This is a genomic window from Lentzea sp. NPDC059081 (genome assembly GCF_042738015.1).
Lineage (GTDB): Bacteria > Actinomycetota > Actinomycetes > Mycobacteriales > Pseudonocardiaceae > Lentzea.
In genome coordinates this window covers 12,474-29,348 of record NZ_JBHYGW010000003.1, presented here as the reverse complement: position 1 = coordinate 29,348, position 16,875 = coordinate 12,474, and the positions used below count along the sequence as shown (strand labels likewise).

Annotated in this window: 17 protein-coding genes; 7 read left to right on the top strand and 10 right to left on the bottom strand. The window is 69.4% G+C overall.

Features of this window, described 5'->3' with window-relative positions:
• The first annotated feature begins 8 nt into the window (after positions 1-8).
• Positions 9-1,172, top strand: coding sequence for an acyl-CoA dehydrogenase (locus ACFWV3_RS07600; RefSeq protein WP_382409437.1), 1,164 nt, complete (start codon positions 9-11; stop codon positions 1,170-1,172).
• On the opposite strand, the gene ACFWV3_RS07595 is transcribed toward ACFWV3_RS07600, so the two are convergent.
• Genes ACFWV3_RS07595 through ACFWV3_RS07585 form a run of 3 tightly spaced genes read right to left on the bottom strand, consistent with a single transcriptional unit; the run spans position 1,169 to position 2,392 of the window.
• A complete protein-coding gene (locus ACFWV3_RS07595; protein WP_382409435.1) occupies positions 1,169-1,564 on the bottom strand; it encodes a DUF2625 family protein in 396 nt (131 codons plus the stop codon). The genes ACFWV3_RS07600 and ACFWV3_RS07595 overlap by 4 nt on opposite strands.
• A gap of 25 nt (positions 1,565-1,589) precedes the next feature.
• A complete protein-coding gene (locus ACFWV3_RS07590; RefSeq protein ID WP_382409433.1) occupies positions 1,590-2,069 on the bottom strand; it encodes an SRPBCC family protein in 480 nt (159 codons plus the stop codon).
• Positions 2,066-2,392: an ArsR/SmtB family transcription factor gene (locus ACFWV3_RS07585; protein WP_382409431.1), complete on the bottom strand. Its 327-nt coding sequence runs from the start codon at positions 2,390-2,392 to the stop codon at positions 2,066-2,068. The genes ACFWV3_RS07590 and ACFWV3_RS07585 overlap by 4 nt, the downstream gene beginning before the upstream one ends.
• 278 nt (positions 2,393-2,670) lie before the next feature.
• Between ACFWV3_RS07585 and ACFWV3_RS07580 the strand changes: the two genes are divergently transcribed.
• The 3 genes from ACFWV3_RS07580 to ACFWV3_RS07570 all read left to right on the top strand — a co-directional run bounded on the left by ACFWV3_RS07580 (position 2,671) and on the right by ACFWV3_RS07570 (position 5,017).
• Entirely contained in the window at positions 2,671-3,642 is a 972-nt protein-coding gene (locus ACFWV3_RS07580) for a hypothetical protein (protein WP_382409429.1), read from the top strand.
• 68 nt (positions 3,643-3,710) lie between these two features.
• On the top strand, positions 3,711-4,466 hold the full coding sequence (locus ACFWV3_RS07575) for an META domain-containing protein (protein ID WP_382409427.1): 756 nt from the start codon (positions 3,711-3,713) through the stop codon (positions 4,464-4,466).
• A gap of 134 nt (positions 4,467-4,600) precedes the next feature.
• Entirely contained in the window at positions 4,601-5,017 is a 417-nt protein-coding gene (locus tag ACFWV3_RS07570; protein WP_382409425.1) for a DoxX family protein, read from the top strand.
• Here ACFWV3_RS07570 and ACFWV3_RS07565 read toward each other — a convergent pair.
• From ACFWV3_RS07565 to ACFWV3_RS07555, 3 genes are all read right to left on the bottom strand, one after another.
• Complete coding sequence (locus ACFWV3_RS07565) at positions 4,998-5,699, bottom strand: TIGR03089 family protein (RefSeq protein ID WP_382409423.1); 702 nt, start codon at positions 5,697-5,699, stop codon at positions 4,998-5,000. The two genes, ACFWV3_RS07570 and ACFWV3_RS07565, sit on opposite strands and share 20 nt — an antisense overlap.
• A gap of 10 nt (positions 5,700-5,709) precedes the next feature.
• Complete coding sequence (locus tag ACFWV3_RS07560) at positions 5,710-6,900, bottom strand: LCP family protein (protein ID WP_382409421.1); 1,191 nt, start codon at positions 6,898-6,900, stop codon at positions 5,710-5,712.
• 66 nt (positions 6,901-6,966) lie between these two features.
• Positions 6,967-8,511 carry an LCP family protein gene (locus tag ACFWV3_RS07555; protein WP_382409419.1) on the bottom strand — a complete coding sequence of 515 codons (1,545 nt, stop codon included), beginning with the start codon at positions 8,509-8,511 and terminating at the stop codon, positions 6,967-6,969.
• Between the two features lie 129 nt (positions 8,512-8,640).
• On the opposite strand from ACFWV3_RS07555, the gene rfbB reads away from it, so the two are divergent.
• Together rfbB and rfbD are read left to right on the top strand one after the other, a co-directional pair.
• Positions 8,641-9,627, top strand: a complete 987-nt coding sequence (gene rfbB / locus ACFWV3_RS07550) for a dTDP-glucose 4,6-dehydratase (protein ID WP_382409417.1) — start codon at positions 8,641-8,643, stop codon at positions 9,625-9,627.
• A gap of 3 nt (positions 9,628-9,630) precedes the next feature.
• A complete protein-coding gene (gene rfbD / locus ACFWV3_RS07545) occupies positions 9,631-10,479 on the top strand; it encodes a dTDP-4-dehydrorhamnose reductase (RefSeq protein ID WP_382409415.1) in 849 nt (282 codons plus the stop codon).
• A gap of 240 nt (positions 10,480-10,719) precedes the next feature.
• Here the strand turns inward: rfbD and ACFWV3_RS07540 are convergent, their stop codons facing one another.
• The 4 genes from ACFWV3_RS07540 to ACFWV3_RS07525 all read right to left on the bottom strand — a co-directional run bounded on the left by ACFWV3_RS07540 (position 10,720) and on the right by ACFWV3_RS07525 (position 15,844).
• Entirely contained in the window at positions 10,720-11,811 is a 1,092-nt protein-coding gene (locus ACFWV3_RS07540) for a glycosyltransferase family 4 protein (protein WP_382409413.1), read from the bottom strand.
• On the bottom strand, positions 11,812-14,307 hold the full coding sequence (locus ACFWV3_RS07535; protein ID WP_382409411.1) for a glycosyltransferase: 2,496 nt from the start codon (positions 14,305-14,307) through the stop codon (positions 11,812-11,814).
• Positions 14,308-14,310: 3 nt separating this feature from the next.
• Entirely contained in the window at positions 14,311-14,862 is a 552-nt protein-coding gene (locus ACFWV3_RS07530) for a hypothetical protein (protein ID WP_382409409.1), read from the bottom strand.
• Positions 14,863-14,941: 79 nt separating this feature from the next.
• Positions 14,942-15,844, bottom strand: a complete 903-nt coding sequence (locus ACFWV3_RS07525; RefSeq protein ID WP_382409407.1) for a glycosyltransferase family 2 protein — start codon at positions 15,842-15,844, stop codon at positions 14,942-14,944.
• Positions 15,845-15,864: 20 nt separating this feature from the next.
• On the opposite strand from ACFWV3_RS07525, the gene ACFWV3_RS07520 reads away from it, so the two are divergent.
• Entirely contained in the window at positions 15,865-16,848 is a 984-nt protein-coding gene (locus tag ACFWV3_RS07520) for a glycosyltransferase family 4 protein (protein ID WP_382409405.1), read from the top strand.
• Positions 16,849-16,875 lie beyond the last annotated feature (27 nt).

Here is a 16,875-nt window from a genome sequence, read left to right as displayed (position 1 = left end):
GTAACAAGGTGAACCCGAGCTTCGGCACCTACCAGCTCGCCGAGGAGCACGAGGCGCTGCGAGAGGCCGTCCGCTCGCTCGCCGAGAAGGAGATCAAGCCGTTCGCGGCCGAGGTCGACGAGAACGAGCGCTTCCCGGTAGAAGCCCACAACGCCCTGGTCAAGGCCGGCTTCGCGGCCGTCCACGTCCCCGAGTCCTACGACGGCCAGGGCGCCGACTCGGTGGCCACCTGCATCGTGATCGAGGAGGTGGCCCGCGTCTGCGCCTCCTCCTCGCTCATCCCCGCCGTGAACAAGCTCGGCACCATGCCGATCCTGCTCTCGGCCTCCGACGAGCTGAAGCAGCTCGTCATGCCGTCCATCGCCTCGGGCGAGGCCATGGCGTCCTACGCGCTGTCCGAGCGCGAGGCCGGTTCCGACACCGCGTCGATGCGCACGCGCGCCGTCCTGGACGGCGACGACTGGGTGCTGAACGGCACCAAGTGCTGGATCACCAATGCCGGCGAGTCGACCTGGTACACCGTCATGGCGGTGACGGATCCCAACGCCGCCAAGAAGTCCGCCGGCATCTCGGCGTTCGTCGTGCACAAGGACGACCCCGGCTTCTCCGTCGGTCCCAAGGAGCGCAAGCTCGGCATCAAGGGCTCGCCGACTCGCGAGATCTACTTCGAGAACTGCACGATCCCTTCTTCGCGGATCATCGGGGAGCCCGGGACCGGTCTGAAGACCGCTTTGAAGACGTTGGACCACACGCGTCCGACGATCGGCGCCCAGGCCGTCGGCATTGCACAGGGTGCCCTGGAGGCCGCGGTCGCGTACGTCAAGGACCGCAAGCAGTTCGGCAAGTCCATTTCGGACTTCCAGGGCGTGCAGTTCATGCTCGCCGACATGGCCATGAAGATCGAGGCAGCCCGGCACATGGTGTACGTCGCGGCCGCCAAGGCGGAGCGCGGCGAGCCGAACATCGGCTTCATCACCGCTGCCGCCAAGTGCTTCGCCTCCGACGTGGCCATGGAGGTCACGACCGACGCCGTGCAGCTGTTCGGCGGGGCCGGGTACACGCGGGACTTCCCCGTGGAGCGGATGATGCGGGACGCGAAGATCACGCAGATCTACGAGGGCACGAACCAGATCCAGCGCGTCGTGATGTCGCGCGCCGTCCTGAACGGCTAGATCTCGTCGAGCGAACCGGCGAGCATCGCGCCCAGCCAGTTCGTGTAACCGAGGTCCAAGCTCTCCCCGACGAGACCGGGCGCCAGGTGGCAGATCACCTGGCGCCCCTTCTCGTTCACCACCAAGGCGAACCGGTCTCCGCGCACGCTGTCGGCGACGACGAGGCCGCCGGTCTCGGCGGGGTGCACGGCGGGCACCGACCCGGAGCCGCTGCCGAACACCCGCAGCCGGCCTCCGTCCACGAGCAGCCCGCCCGTGTGCGTGATGACCGCGCCGAGCCACGAGTCCGGGGTTGTGCCGTCGTCGGCCACCTGTGCCGGTGCCAGCACGGTGATCCGGTACGGCGACTCCGTGATGGCCCGTGTCACCGCTTCCCAGGCCGACGTCTTCACCCGCGCAGTCTGGCAGGCGCCGTGGTCAGAGCGTGGCCAGAACTTCGCCCAGGCGCTCGTACGAACGGCCCGCGCCGTCCGCCATGCCCGTCGCCAGCACGGCGTCGCGGACTTCCTGCGACAGCAACGTCATCGTCGAGGTCATCGTCGTGCGGCCGTCGACCTCCTCGAACGTCACGGTCGTGACCCCGGGCGGGTTGTCCTCGAACAGTTCCGTGTTCACGATCCGCGAGAACGGTGTGACCTCGGTGTACTCGCCGTGCATCTCGAAGGCCGAAGACCCGTCCGGCTGCGCCCAGCCGTAGCGCCACTTGCCGCCCACGCGCAGGTCGACCTCGCAGATCGGCATCTCCCAGCCGTCGGGGCCGAGCAGCCACCGGCGCAGCAGCGCGGGCTCGGTGAAGGCCTTCCACACCAACGCCGCAGGGGCGTCGAACGTGCGGGTCATCGCGATCTCGGTGTCGGAGGGGAGGGTGACGGTCGTGCCGAACTTCACCGTGGTCATTGGTCTGTCTCCTTCATCTCGGTCAACAGCGCGTCCAGGCGCGCGTAGCTCGCGTCCCAGAAGCGGCGGTAGTTCTCGGCCCACACGGCGACCTCCTTCAACGGCGTCGCGTCGAGCTGACAGGGACGCCACTGGGCCTCCCTGCCGCGGGTGATCAGGCCGGCCTTCTCCAGCACGCGCAGGTGCTTCGAGATCGCCGGGCCGCTGATGTCGAACGGTTCGGAGAGCTCCTTCACCGTCGCGGGACCCTCGGTGAGCCGCGCGAGGATCGCCCGCCGGGTCGGGTCCGCCAGTGCGGCGAAGGTGGCGCTCAGCTCGTCCATCGGGTGTACCTAACCACTTGGTTATCTAACCTCTGGGTTAAGTAAGACGGATGACCGGTCCGCTGTCAAGCCCCGGTATCAAGATCAAGATCACTGGATGACCAGCTCGAATTCTGCACATAAAAACAACCACTGGTCCGCCGGAACCCATTTCTGGTGGGCATGGAATCGGCGTTCTGCTGAACAGAGCAACTTCAACAATTCGGCTGGACCGCTGTTCAGGGGCCTGGCTACGGTCGTCGGGCCGCAATTCGAACAGGTTTGGTGGGATGTATCGAATGAGACCGAAAAGAACGATCTCCATTTCCTTGGGATTCGTGCTGGCCGCTTCCGTGTTCGTGCCGGCCGCGCAGGCGGTGCCGAGCGGGAGCAGCGCGAGCCTGGCCAGGACGTCCGACGACAAGGTCCAGACGGCTGCCGCAGCCGAGGCGTACTGGACGCCGGAACGCATGGCGAACGCCATCCCCGCACAGGCTCCTGCCACGGTGAAGGCCACGTCCGCACCCCAGCCCTCGGGGCGTGCGGGCAGCATCGACGGCGCCGCGCCGTCGGTGAAGGTCGAGACCGAGCAGGCCCAGGGCATCGGGATCCTGCTCAACGAGTCCCAGACCGTCGGGAAGGTGTTCTTCACCAACCCCGTCAACGGCCTGAACTACGTGTGCTCGGGCGCGACCCTCAACAGTGGCAGGAAGAAGCTGGTCCAGACGGCCGGGCACTGCGTGCACGGCGGGTCGGGCGGCCAGTGGATGACCAACTGGGTGTTCGTCCCCCGCTACCGCAACGGCGCGCGGCCGTTCGGCACGTGGAGCGCCTACCAGCTCACGTCGCGCACCGCGTGGATCAACAGCAGCAACAGCGACGAGGACATGGGCATCGTCATCATGCAGACCCTCGGCGGCAGCCCGATCGTCAGCGTCGTGGGCGGCAACGGGTTGCGCTGGAACTGGGGCTACTCGGTGAACGTCACCATCCTCGGCTACCCCGCGGCCGCGCCGTTCACCGGTGAGCTGCAGTACTTCTGCCAGGGCACGACGTGGAACGGCCACAACCAGCAGGTGCGGGCCTGGTGCGACATGACCGGCGGCTCGAGCGGCGGTCCATGGCTGCAGGAGTACAACGACCAGAACGGGCTGGGCTACATCAACAGCGTCGTCAGCCACCGGCACTCCGATGCGAGCCAGATGGACGGGCCGTACTTCGACAACGACATCAAGAGCCTCTACGACTTCGCGGAGTCGCTCTCGCCGTGATGCCGACCACGTCGAGAACCTGCGGCCTCTCGGGCAACCAGGGAGGCCGCGGGTTCCGTCCTCGTCACATGAGCCGCGTAGTTCTCGTCGTCGCCGTCGCCCTGCTGGCCGCCGCGTGCGGGAGCAGGTCCGCTGGAGGAGGGGGTGACGTGGTGGGCAAGGTGTTCCACTCCACGTCCGTCACCGAGCAGGGCAAGCCGCGCGCCCTGGTCGAGGGCACGAGGGTGCAGCTGAGGTTCACCGACGACGGGCGGCTGCTCGCCAACGCCGGCTGCAACCAGATGCAGGGCCCGGTCTCGCTGGACGACGGCAAGCTCGCGGTGTCCGAGCTCGGCATGACCGCGATGGGCTGTCCCGACCCGGCCCTGCACACGCAGGACGAGTGGCTTTCGAAGTTCCTGTCCGCCACGCCGTCGTGGCGGATGGACGGCGCGAACCTCGTCGTCACCGGCCCGGACGCGGAGATCGTGCTCGCGCAGGAGGTTCCCGCGACGCTCGAAGGTGGCAAGTGGACGGTCGACACGCTGCTCACCGGGAACGCCGCGTCGTCGGTACCGGGCGGAGTCGTTGCGACGCTTGCCTTCCAGGACGGGCGGGCCGAGGTGGCGGCCGGGTGCAACTCCGGTTCCGCCGGGTACCGGACCGCAGGTCAGGAGATCACGTTCGAGCAGCTCGTGCTGACGGACAAGGCGTGCGGACCGGAGGAGATGGCGGTCGAAAAAGCTGTGACGCAGACACTTCAGGGCACCGTGAAGTACACAGTGGACGGTAAGAAGCTGACGCTCACCACCGCGGACGGCTCCGGTGTCGGGCTGGCGAAGTAGCGGTCGCTGACCTGGCAACCTAAGGGGTTGCTGTGCGGTTCCTGTCGAAACCATGAGGTCGTTCAAACCTGCACTAGCTTGTGGTTCGGAGTTGAACGACCGACAGTGGAACGACAGGATCGGGGAGCAAGAACATGGTCAAGGACATCACCGCACTCATCGGGCGTCTCGCCGTCGGCATCGTCTTCGTCGCGCACGGCTGGCAGAAGTTCACCGAGTTCGGCATCTCGGGCACCACAGCGACGTTCGACAGCATGGGGGTTCCGCTCCCGTCGCTGTCCGCGTGGTTCTCGGCGTGCGTCGAGCTCGCCGGCGGCATGGCGATGATCGCCGGTGTCGCGCTGCCGGTCGTCGGTGTGCTGCTCGCCTTCAACATGGCGGGCGCCTGGATGATCGTCCACCTGCCGCACGGCCTGATCGGAGAGGGCGGTGCGGCGGAGGTGATCGTGCTCGGCGCGGCTTCGCTCGCCCTCGGCTTCAACGGTGGTGCCTACGCGCTGGACCGCCTGTTGTTCAAGAACAACAAGGTGCTCAACCCAGCTGCGGCGTGATCTCCCGGGTGACCTTCTCGGCGTCCCGGCGCGCGGCGAGCTTGCCCGCGTCGGGACTGCTCACCTGCACGATCGAGCCGCCGGCCGCGAGCACCGCGAGAAACCCTTCCAGCACAGCGGAAGGCGAGTCCCACTCCAGAGTCGACAACACGCGCGGCTCGTCGCCGAGCTGCGCACCGAGCTCCCGCGCCGCCGCGACCACTTCGTCCACAGTGGAGTCGACCAGCGCCGGCGCCGAACCGGGCACCGGCTCCCACGGCAGGAAGTCGTCGCCATGCACGCGCACGTCGTCGGAGTAGTCGACAGGAGCGCCGGATCCGAGACCCAGGGGGTGCAACGACGCCACGGCCACGACGTCCGCGTCCGCCGTGCCACCCGGTGCCACGACGGCCACCTTCGCGGCCTCCGCACCAGGGCCGACCACCACGCGGGCACCGCACCACCACGCACCCAGCAGCACTCCGACGGTCTGCCAGTGCGCGGGCAGCAGGACCGCCACCGTGTCGCCCGGCTCGACGTCGTGCTCGTCGCGCAGCCAGTTGGCCGTCTTCGCCGCCCAGTTCTTCACCGTCGCGCGGGACAGCTCGACCCGCGAGCCGGCAGCGTCGTCGTAGTGCGTGATCAGCGGACGGCCGGAGTCGGCCTTCAGCAGAGGCGTGAAGAGGATCTCGGTCACGCTCACGTGCTCACTCCTAGTCGACGCAGGGGACGTCCTGGCGGGCCGCCTCGACGGCGCGGAAGCCGTCCAGCGAGAGCAGCTTCCCAGGACCGAACCGGGCGGGCGACGTGGGGGTCGTCGAGGACGGGACGGGGTTCGGCGTCTCGCCGATCAGCTGCGCCACCCACGCCTTCACGGCCTCGCGGTCGACCGTGACGATGCTCTGGCCGCGCTCGTTGCGGGCGTCGATGCTGGTCACCGGGATCGTGGCGAACTCCACGTTGCCCGACGCGAGGCCCTGGGCCTGCGCCGCGAGCGTCGCGAGGTCGAGCTTCTCGTCCACGACCACGGACTTCGACACCGCGTCCAGCAGGCCGTTCAGCTTGCCGGGATCGGTGAACGTGCCCGCGGACAGGAGCTGCTTCATCGCCTGCGACATGAACACCTGCTGCCGCGCGATGCGACCGAGGTCACCGCCGGGCATGTTCCGCTGCCGCACGAACGACAGCGCGTCACCGCCCGAGATCGTCTGCGGTCCCGCGCGGAAGTTCGCGCCGGAGTTCGGGTCCGACGTGCCGGCCCTGAGGCACACCTGCACGCCGCCGATCACCTCGGTCAGCAGGTAGAAGCCGTAGAGGTTGATCTCCGCGTAGTGGTCGACGCGCATGCCGGTGAGGTCCTGCACCGCCTGCACCAACGCCTTGCGGCCCGCCTCGTCGGACTTGCGCTCGCGCTCGGCCTGGTCGCTCACGCCCTCGGCCTGCAGTCGTTCGGCCGTGAGGTACTTCACGGCGCCGTACGCCGAGTTGATCTTGTCCTCGCGGTAGCCGGCGATCGGGACGTACGTGTCGCGCGGAATCGAGATCGCGCTCGCCTTGCCCCCGTTGCGGGGCACGCGCAGCACGATGATCGTGTCCGTGTTCACCGTGTCGGTGCCCTCGGTGCGCAGCTTGCGCAGCACGTCCGCGGGAAGCGGCCTGCCCTGCGCGTCGGTCCGGCTGTCGCTGCCCACCAGCAGGATGTCGGTCGCGCCGTCCTCGACCGGCGGCGAGTTCGGGATGTCCTCCAGCACCTCGAGGATCTGCGTGGTGTTGGTGTTCTGCTTGACCAGCCGCAGCGCCGTCCAGAAGTAGCCGGAGAACGCCAGCGTTGTCACGGCGACGAGCGCGACGACCGTCCGGCCGGCGACCAGTGCGGTCTTCTTCGCGCGTGCGGCGGCGCTCAACGTCGGTCCTCCTGTGCTGATTCTGCTCTCTCAGCGTAACTATCGGAGGGCCGTTACGCGGGGATTTCAGTTCACGCAGACGAGTCCACCGGCAGTGATCGGGGGAGTGCTGCTCGTGACCGGAGCGGACGGGGTACCGGGTGCGTTCTGCGGGTCGACGTCCTCGGAGTCGTCGAGCGCCCGGTAGTCCGTCCCGACGAAGACCTGCACCTGTCCCTTGTGGACGGAGGCGCTCTCCTCGACGGTCACGTCGGGCCCGAGCTCCGCCGCGACCTTGCGCGCGGAGCCCTCCTCGCCGGCGGCGTACCGGACGACCGTGGAGTCGCTCACCTGCGGCGCCGAGCTCAGCTGGCCGCGCTGGAAGCCCTTGGCGGACAGGGCGTTCATCACCTGGCTCGCGAGGCCCTGCACGTTCGCCGCGTTGTACACGCTCACCGTGATCGACGAGGCGGGCGGAGCGGGCAGCGTGGTCGTCGTCACCGGCGCCGAGCCGCTCGTCGAGGGCTTCTCCGCGGCGAGGCTCGTGAGGAACTTGCGCACCTCGGCGGGGTTCACCGGCAGCACGTTGCCGTCGCTGTAGGTGTCCGTGGGCTCACCCACGGGGATCGTCTTGAACTCGAAGTTGCCGCCCACCAGGCCCTGCATCTGCTCGGCGAACGTCGTGATGTCCCAGCCGCTGCTGAGGATCACCGACTTCTGCACGGCCTCGACGAGCCCGTTGAGCTTGGTCGTGTCGGTCAGCGTGCCGCTCGACAGCACCTTCTTCGCGAGCGCGCCGATGAACACCTGCTGCCGCACGATGCGGTCGAGGTCGCCGCCGGGCAGGTTCTTGCGCTGGCGCACGAACGACAATGCCCGCGCGCCCTCGATGATCTGCGGGCCTGCCTGGAAGTTCGCTCCCGAGTCCCAGTCGAGCGTGGGCTCCTTCACGCACACCTCGACGCCGCCGATGGCCTTGGTCACCTCGTAGAAGCTCGCCAGGTTGACCTCGGCGTAGCGGTCGATGCGGACCTGGTTGCCGGACAGGCCCTCGATGGTCTTGATCAACGTCTTGCGGCCGGCGGCCATCGACTCGGTGCGGATGCGCTGCTCGTCCGTCACGCCCTGTGAGCGCAGCTCCTGGTCGACGGTGTTGCGCTGGCGGGCGAACGCCGAGTTGAGCTTGTGCTTGCCGAACCCGTCCGCGATCTCGACGTAGGAGTCGCGGGGGAACGAGATCGCGACCGCGCGCGTGCCGTCCACCGGGATGTGCACGAGGATCATGGTGTCGGTGTTCTGCTCGCCGTCGGCGACGCCGCCGTTGAGCATGGCCAGCACCTCCTCCGACAGCGGGTTGCCCTGCGCGTCGGTGCGGCTGTCCATGCCGACCAGGAGGATGTCCACGGCGCCGTCGAGCGGCTTGGGGCCCTGCTTCGCGAGCTCCTCCGAGATGACCTCGGTCTTCACGATGCCGTCGTTGGCCGACCGCAGCTTGACCCAGCCGTACGACGTGACGAGGAGCACAGCCACCGAGACGAGCGAGACGAAGATCTTCCCCGTCATCAGGAAGGCGCGGAAAGCCGCCGACGGCCGGGCGACCACCACCCTGACCGGCAGGCTTCTGCCTTCCACAGCCGTTTCCTCCCCCACCACTCCGAGTTTAGTCTTTTATAAGACAAACGACGTGACGTTGCTGTGGGTTGCAGCGATCGGCCGTGTGACAGACTGCCTGCGAAAAAATCCACCACGGGAGGAAGCGGCATGCGAGTACTGGTGACAGGTGGGGCCGGGTTCATCGGCTCGCACTACGTGCGGGAGTTGGTGAGCGGGTCCTACCCGGCGTTCGCCGGTGCCGAAGTGGTGGTGCTCGACAAGCTCACCTACGCGGGTAGCGAGACCAACCTCGCGGCCGTCGCTGGCAAGTTCGAGTTCGTCCGCGGTGACATCTGCGACCCGGCCGTGGTCGAGGAGCAGATGAAGGGCGTCGACGTCGTCGTGCACTTCGCCGCGGAGTCGCACGTCGACCGCTCCATCGCCGGGTCCGCCGACTTCGTGCTCACGAACGTCCTCGGCACCCAGACCCTCCTGCAGGGCGCTCTGAACGCGGGCGTGGGCCGGTTCGTCCACGTCTCGACCGACGAGGTCTACGGCTCGATCGAGGACGGGTCGTGGTCGGAGGACCACATCCTGGAGCCGAACTCGCCGTACTCGGCTTCGAAGGCTTCTTCCGACCTCCTGGCGCGGGCGTTCCACCGCACTCACGGACTGCCCGTGAGCATCACCCGGTGTTCGAACAATTACGGCCCGTACCAGTTCCCGGAAAAGGTGATCCCGCTCTTCGTCACCAATTTGATCGACGGCGGGAAGGTGCCGCTCTACGGCGACGGCCTGAACGTGCGCGACTGGCTGCACGTGGACGACCACTGCCGCGGCATCCAGCTCGTCGCCGAGGGCGGCCGGCCCGGCGAGATCTACAACATCGGCGGCGGCACCGAGCTCACCAACCGCGAGCTGACCGAGCGGCTGCTGGCCGCCACGGGCCGTGACTGGTCGGCCGTCGAGCCGGTGCAGGACCGCAAGGGCCACGACCGCCGCTACTCGGTCGACATCTCCAAGATCGCCTCCGAGCTGGGCTACGCGCCGAAGGTCGACTTCGCCGTCGGGCTCGCGGACACCGTCGAGTGGTACCGCGAGAACCGCGCCTGGTGGGAGCCGCTCAAGGAGCGCGCCCAGTTGGCGAAGGGCTGAGCGTTGATCCTCGTTCCCGGTGGTCGCGGCCAGCTCGGTCACGACCTCGCCGCCCTGTCCTCCGACGTCCGCGCGGTGTCGTCCGCGGAGCTCGACGTCACCTCGGTGACGGCCGCCGACCTCGCGGGCGCCTCCGCGGTGATCAACTGCGCCGCGTACACCGCCGTGGACGCGGCCGAGACCGACGAGGATCGCGCGTTCGCGGTCAACGCCGTCGGTCCCGGTCTGCTGGCCGAGGCGTGCGCTTCCGCGGGCATCCCGTTGATCCACGTCTCGACCGACTACGTGTTCTCCGGTGACGAGACCCGGCCGTACGAGCCGTCCGACCCCGTCGGCCCGAAGACCGCCTACGGGCGCACGAAGCTCGAAGGCGAACGCCGGGTGCTGGAGGCGGGCGGCTGGGTCGTGCGCACCGCGTGGGTCTACGGCGTGCACGGTTCCAACTTCGTGAAGACCATGGCGGCACTGGAGTCCTCGCGGCCTTCGTTGTCCGTTGTGGACGACCAGGTGGGCTCGCCGACGTGGTCGCACCACCTCGCGGAGGGACTGCTCGAACTGACCTCGGTGCTGCCGTCGCAGCGGTTGCTGCACGCGACCGGAGCCGGCGAGACGACGTGGTTCGGCTTCGCGCGGGCGATCTTCGAAGAACTGGGCGCCGATCCGGACCGGGTGCTGCCCTGCACCACGGCCGACTTCCCGCGCCCGGCGCCGCGGCCCGCTTACTCGGTGCTGTCCGGCGAAGCTTGGGCAGCAGCGGGACTGCGTCCGTTGCCGCACTGGCGAAGCGCCCTGACGGACGCTTTCCGGGCGGGAGTGGTCGCTCCGCGTGCGGGTGCTGCGCCATTGGAGTGACCGGTCTGGCACGGCCGTGCCGAGTACGAGAACCTTTTCGGCATGTTCGACTCCGGGCGCGATCCTGCGCGGCCCGCGACAACGGATTCCGATCGGCAGCGCTTCCTGAAGTGCGTTGCTGTTGTCACGGGCTCGCGGCAGGTGTCGATGAGCCAGCTCGACAAGCACTCGCCGAGGCCACGCACTCGGTGACGACGAGAGGGCGTCAGGCTTTCCTGACGCCCCGCTCCGAACGCACCCTCAGGCCCTGCTCCGCCGGTACGCCTCGACCGTCTTCTCGGCGCACCGCCGCCACGTGAACTCCGCGGCGTGCGCTCGTCGTTCGGACTGGGCCTCCGGCGTGGCGGGCGCCGCGACGGCCTGGGCGAGCCCCTCGGCCAGCGCGGCGACGTCGCCCACCGGCACGTGCAGCGCGTGGCCTCCGGCGACCTCCCGCAGCGCGGGCACGTCGGAGCACACCACGGGGACGTTGCAGGCCAACGCCTCCAGCACCGGCAGCCCGAAGCCCTCGTCCCGCGACGGCAGCACCAGTGCCGTGGCACCGGCGACGACCGACCGCAGGTGCACGTCCGACAGGTAGCCGGTCCGCAGCACCCGACCGTCCACACCGGACCGTCCTGGTCCCACGAGCACCAGCGGCGGCAGCGAGGGGTCGGACGCGTGCGCCTTGACCAGGTACTCGAGGCCCTTGCGCGGCCCGTCGGCACCCACGAACAGCAGGTACTCCGACGGCAGGCCCAGCCGGCCGCGCAACGTCGGCGACGGCGGCCGGGACGCGAACCACGCGGGGTCGACCCCGAGCGGCGTCACGACGATCTTCTCCAGCGGCACCGAGAACCGGTCGGCGACGACGTTCGCCACGGCCGCGGTCGGCGTGCAGATCACGTCGGCCCGCTGCGCCGACAGCTTCACGAGCTCCGGCAGCCTGCGGTCGGACGGCGGCAGGTCACCGGGCGCGTCCAGGAACGCCAGGTCGTGGATCGTGACGACCTTGCCGGCCCGCAACGTCGGCGGCAGCACGAAGTTCGTGGCGTGCATGACGTTGGAGAAGCCCGTCAGGAACTCGACGGGCGGGAACGGGGCGCGCAGCCACATCTGGCGCAGCGCCCGTGCCGCGACGGGCAGGCCTCGCGCCGTGACGTCGTGCGGCAGCACCGTCCGCAACGCGCGCCAGCCGCGCAACGTGAAAGCGACCGCCCGTACGTCGACCTCGTCCGGCATGGAAGCCAGCTCTTCGGCCAGTGCGGCCGTGTAGCGGCCGATTCCGGTGCGATGTCCGAGCAGGGGGGTGCCGTCGAGCAGCACCTTGAGGGGTTTCGGGGATCTCGCCATTTACCTGCCACCACGCGCGATCTTGCGCAGACGCCCCGACGCCCGCTTGGCCAACTCGGTCGGGCCGCCCGCGTCCAGGTACTCGCGCACCAGCCGCAGGTCCCGCTTCACCTTGTCCGTCGTGCTCAGCCCCGGTGTGCGCACCATGGGCGCGGAGCCCGACAGACGGTCCGCCGCGGGCCTGGGGTTGCGGCAGAACTCCGCCAGCGGCGCGAGCGCCGTCTCCCAGGTGAACCGCTCGCGGACGACGGCGATGCGCTCACGGCACGAAGCCGCGAACTCCTCGTCGTAGAGCACCTTCTCCAGCGCGCCGGCCAGTGCCTCCGGGTCCTCCGGCGGCACGACGACGCCCAGTCCTTCCCGCTGCACCAGGTCCGCGAACGAGTCGCCGGACGTGGTGACGATCGGCAGCCCCGCCCACAGGTAGTCGAGCACCCGCGTGCGGAACGCGAACGTGGTCTCCACGTGCTCGTAGTGCGTGGTGACACCGCAGTTCGCGTCGAGCAGCCAGTTCTGCCGCTCGGTGTAGGGCACCCACCCGTCGTTGAAGAACACGTTCTCGCCGGTCAGCCCCAACGACGCGGACAGCGCCCGCGTCTGGCCGGCGATGTCCATGTCCGGGACCTCGGGGTTCGGGTGCTTCATGCCGAGGAAGTACAGCTTCGCGGACGGCTGCCGCTGCCGCAGGTGGTGCATCGCCTCGATCAGCGACAGCGGGTCGAACCACGAGTAGACGCCACCCGCCCAGATCACGACCTTGTCGGAGTCCTCGACACCGGGCACCACGCCCTTGATCGCGGGACCGGTGCGCTGCGGCGGCTTGCCCGACAGTCCGAAGGGGACGATCCCGAGCAGCGACTGGGTGGTCGGGTCGTTGTCGTACAACGTCGGCGTCAACCGGCCCAGCGCGGCCAGGTGGCCGAGCCAGAAGTGCCGCTGCCGTTCCGACGCGCACAGGAAGAAGTCACCGCGCTCCAGCTGGTTCGTCAGCACGCGCGTGACGCTCTTCAGGTCGGCGGCGCGCTTCTCGTCGCTGTCGTCCTTGCCCTGCTCCAGCAGCTCCAGGTGCATCGGGTCGTAGATGTCGCAGACCACGATCTTGGTACTACCCGGTTGCTTCAGCTCCGAAGCCATCTCCAGCGCATGACCCTGCAACACGATCACGTCCGCCCACCGGACGTTCTCGGGCAGCTGCTTGAGCTTGACGCCCTCGACGGTGAACGGCGCGTCCGGCGGGTCGCACAACGGGTTCGTCGTGATCAGCCGGACCTCGTGCTCGCCGGACAGCACGTCCGCCATGTGCCACGCGCGGATCGCAGGGCCCGCCATGCGTTCGGAGATCGCGTCGCCGGTGATGACGAGCACCTTGCGCGGCTTGCCGAACACCTCGTCGATCCCGAGTGCCTCGACCAGGATGTCGTGCGCGACGAGGTAGCGCGGGATGTCGTACGCGGGCTCCAGCGCCTTGCGCATCAACGGGACCAGGTCGACGTCCGACATCCGCCGCGACGCCTGCTCGACCCGCCGCGACTCGGCGAGCTTCGGCATCATCTCGACGAACTGGTCGATCGCGAGGAAGCCGGCGAGCGACTGGCGGGGGATCTCGGCGGGCCCGCGGTCGTCGGCGGGGTCGGCCGGGCGGCGGGTGATCTCCAGCTGCCTGGCGTCGATCTCGCCGCGCGCGGTCGCCCGGCGGACCACGAGGGCCAGCGCGGCGGGCAGGACGCGGGCGAGGGTCTCGTCGGAGAAGTTCTTGTACAGGGTCGCGAGCGCGTTGCGCTCCAGCAGGTAGAGCTCGCGGCTGTGGTCGATCGAGCTCATCGACGCGTGGTGGCGGTGGAACGTGAGCGACGCCGGTTCGTAGCGGACCCGCCAGCCGCGCAGGTTCAGCCGCCAGCCGAGGTCGACGTCCTCGTAGAACATGAAGAACCGCTCGTCGAACCCGCCGAGCTCGCGGTACAGCTCCGCGCGCACGAACAGCGCGGAGCCGGTGCCGAACAGCACGTCGCGCGGGGCGTCGTGGCTGCCGTCGTCGACCGTGCCGACGTGGCGCTTGTAGCCCATGCCGAACCAGGTCAGGCCGCCGTCGACGAAGTCGATCTTCTTGCCGTCCCAGTCGAGGACCTTGCTCGCGACCGCGCCGACCGCCGGTTCGGCGTGGAAGACCCTGATCGCGGTCTTGATCCAGTTCCGGTCCGCCCGCGCGTCGTTGTTGAGGAACGCGAGCACGTCGCCCGTGGCGTGCTCGACCCCGAGGTTGCACCCGCCGGCGAAGCCGAGGTTCCGGTCGTCGGTGACGATCTTGACGCCGGGCTGCCCCCCGAGCTCGGCCTTCAGCCGTGCGGTGTCGTGCGCCTCGTTGTCGACGACGACCACCTGGAGCAGCTCGGCCGGGTAGTCCACCTCGGCCAGGCCGCGCACGCAGGTGATGGTGTCCTCGGCGCCGCGGTAGTTGACGACGACGACGGAGACGGCGGGCAGTGATGCTCGTTCCACGTGCTAAGCCTGCCTCATCACTCTGCGCGCCCGCAGCGCGGTCGCGCAGATCATCAGCAACAGGACCGCGAGGGGCACGCCGAAGACCCACTCCGTCGACCAGTCGTTGCGGTCGGCGAGCAGCGGGCGCATCACCGGGTGGCGCAGCACGGTCGCCGGACCAGGCAGCATCTTCTTCTCCTGCTCGCCGGGCACCACGATCCGCAGCTGTGCGCCGTCCTGGCAGGTGATGTCGTGGGCGAACGCGGGGTTGTCCGGTCCGGGCACGTCCTCGACGCCGCGGATCACGCAGGTCTCGCGCGTGGCGAGCAGGTCCATCAACGCGCGGTGACCGTCGCTCGCCAGCACGGCGGTGCCGGGGACCACGACCATGAGGGCCGGGAGCACGAGCCAGTTCGGCCCGAGCTTGCCGACGCCCCACGCGAACGCGAGCGAGCCCAGGCAGCACGGCGCGATCACCGCGAGCCGGTGGTGCTCCGGGACGACGGCGCCCAGCACGACCGCCGCGGTGATCGCGACGAGTCCCAAGGCGATGAGCGGTGCCGGGCGCCTCACGGCTGCCGCCGGGCGACCGGGAAGAGGAGAGTCATCGCTGCGGGGACGCCTGTGACCCCGTGGAGGTTCCATCGCGTGGTCAGCGGCCCGCCCAGTCCTGCCAGACCTCGCCGCGCTTCGTCGTGGTCGTGATGGCGAGCCGTTGGACGAGGGTGGCGGGCAGCCGGAGGAACACCTCCGCGAGCACCCGGGCGCGGAGACTCACGCGAAAGTTCGCGGCGTCCGGAACGTTTTTACGGAATGGCAACAATGCGGTGATCGCCAGAAACCGGGCGAGTTCGGCGACCGCGACTTTCGCCGGTGCGCAGCGCAGGAGCATGAGCAGCCGGTTGCGCTCGTTCCAGCGGTGGAAGGGCTTCGAGCCTGGCCGGGTGCTGGCGCCGTGCCTGTGCCGGACGCGCGCCGGTCCGACGGAGATGACCCGGTGCCCGGCGAGCCGCAGCCGCCAGGCCGTGTCGGTGTCCTCGTAGTAGCAGAAGAAGCTCGCCGGAACGCCGCCCACGGCCTTGAGCTCGGCCGTCCTGAGCAGCGCCGCACCACCGCAGAACCCGAACACCTCGCGACCGGCGAGCACGACGTCCTTCCCGTGGCCGTCCGCCGTCAGCGCCACGCCGACGGACTGCGTCGAGCCGTCCGTGAGCAGGATCGACGAGGTGGCGGCGGCCGCTCCGGGGTCCTTCGCGAGAGCGCTCTCCAGTTCGGCCAGCCAGGCCGGGTCGGGCACCGCGTCGTCGTTGAGCCACGCGACGTACGGGGTGTCGACCATTCCGAGCACGGCGGCGAGCCCACCGGCGTAGCCGCGGTTGCGCGGGAGCCTGACGACCTCGTGGCCGCTGATCAGCGCGGCCGTCCCGTCGTCGGACGCGTTGTCCACGACGATCGTCCTGTGTGGACTCTTCTGGGCTTTGAGGGCGTCCAGGCACGCCGTGATGTGGTCACGGCCCCGCCACGTCACGACCACCACGGTGCTGAGTGCCGACACGGCGTGAGACGGTACGCGACGTGCCCGAGCTAGTAGTGCTGACCGAGCAACTCAGCGCGCCGGTCCCCGGTGGTACCGGCCGCTACACGGCGGAGCTGTTCCAGGCGTTGACGCGGACCGCGCCCGCCGGCTGGGCCGTGGTCTCCGCGGCCACGGCCCACGCCGACCGCGTGATCCGGCTGCCCCGGCGCGCGCTGGTGGCGTTGTGGGAGCGCGGTCTTCCGCCCAGGCTCGGATCGCACGTGCACGCCCCGACGCCGCTCGCGCCGTTGCCGGGAGCCGTCGTGACCGTGCACGACGTGGTGCCGTGGACGCATCCGGAGACGCTGACGCCGCGTGGTGTCGCGTGGCACCGCAAGGTGATCGGTCGTGCGGCGCGCGAGGCCCGCGCGTTGGTGGTGCCGACGAAAGCCGTTGCGTCTCAGTTGGAGGAGTGCGTCCGCGTCGAGGTCCCGGTGCACGTGGTGCCGAACGGCGTGACCCGGCTCGTCGGTTCGCCCTCGGCGGATCTTCCGTCTCAGTACGTGCTCGCGATCGGGACGATCGAGCCGCGCAAGGGGTTCGAGCTCCTGGTGCGGGCGACCGAACGGCTGCGGGTGCCGTTGGTCGTCGTCGGTCCGCAGGGGTGGGGCGGGGTGTCGTTGAGCGCTCCGCACGTGACGTTGCTCGGCCGCGTTTCCGACGAACGGCTGGCATCCGTGCTGGCAGGAGCGTCGCTGCTGGCCGCGCCCAGTCTCGCCGAGGGGTTCGGGCTGCCGGTGCTGGAGGCGATGGCCGCGGGGGTGCCCGTGGTGCACTCCGACGACCCCGCTCTGGTGGAGGTGGCGGGCGGCGCGGGGACCGTCGTCCGGAGGGGCGACCTGGCGTCGTTGACGGAAGGTCTGAGGGCCGTTCTGGCCGATCCACGTCACACCGTCGAGGCCGGGATCACCCGTGCGAGTGAGTTCACCTGGGAAAAGACCGCGCAGGGTGTCTGGAGCGCCCACGCTGTACAGCCGGATTAGCGCATTCCCTCTTAACGCTTTCGCAAA

Excerpts from the sequence above, each read along its gene's own strand:
- ACFWV3_RS07590 (WP_382409433.1), bottom strand. The coding sequence starts at position 2,069 with ATGACCACGGTGAAGTTCGGCACGACCGTCACCCTCCCCTCCGACACC.
- ACFWV3_RS07585 (WP_382409431.1), bottom strand. The coding sequence starts at position 2,392 with ATGGACGAGCTGAGCGCCACCTTCGCCGCACTGGCGGACCCGACCCGG.
- ACFWV3_RS07580 (WP_382409429.1), top strand. The coding sequence starts at position 2,671 with ATGAGACCGAAAAGAACGATCTCCATTTCCTTGGGATTCGTGCTGGCC.
- ACFWV3_RS07575 (WP_382409427.1), top strand. The coding sequence starts at position 3,711 with ATGAGCCGCGTAGTTCTCGTCGTCGCCGTCGCCCTGCTGGCCGCCGCG.
- ACFWV3_RS07570 (WP_382409425.1), top strand. The coding sequence starts at position 4,601 with ATGGTCAAGGACATCACCGCACTCATCGGGCGTCTCGCCGTCGGCATC.
- rfbB (WP_382409417.1), top strand. The coding sequence starts at position 8,641 with ATGCGAGTACTGGTGACAGGTGGGGCCGGGTTCATCGGCTCGCACTAC.
- ACFWV3_RS07540 (WP_382409413.1), bottom strand. The coding sequence starts at position 11,811 with ATGGCGAGATCCCCGAAACCCCTCAAGGTGCTGCTCGACGGCACCCCC.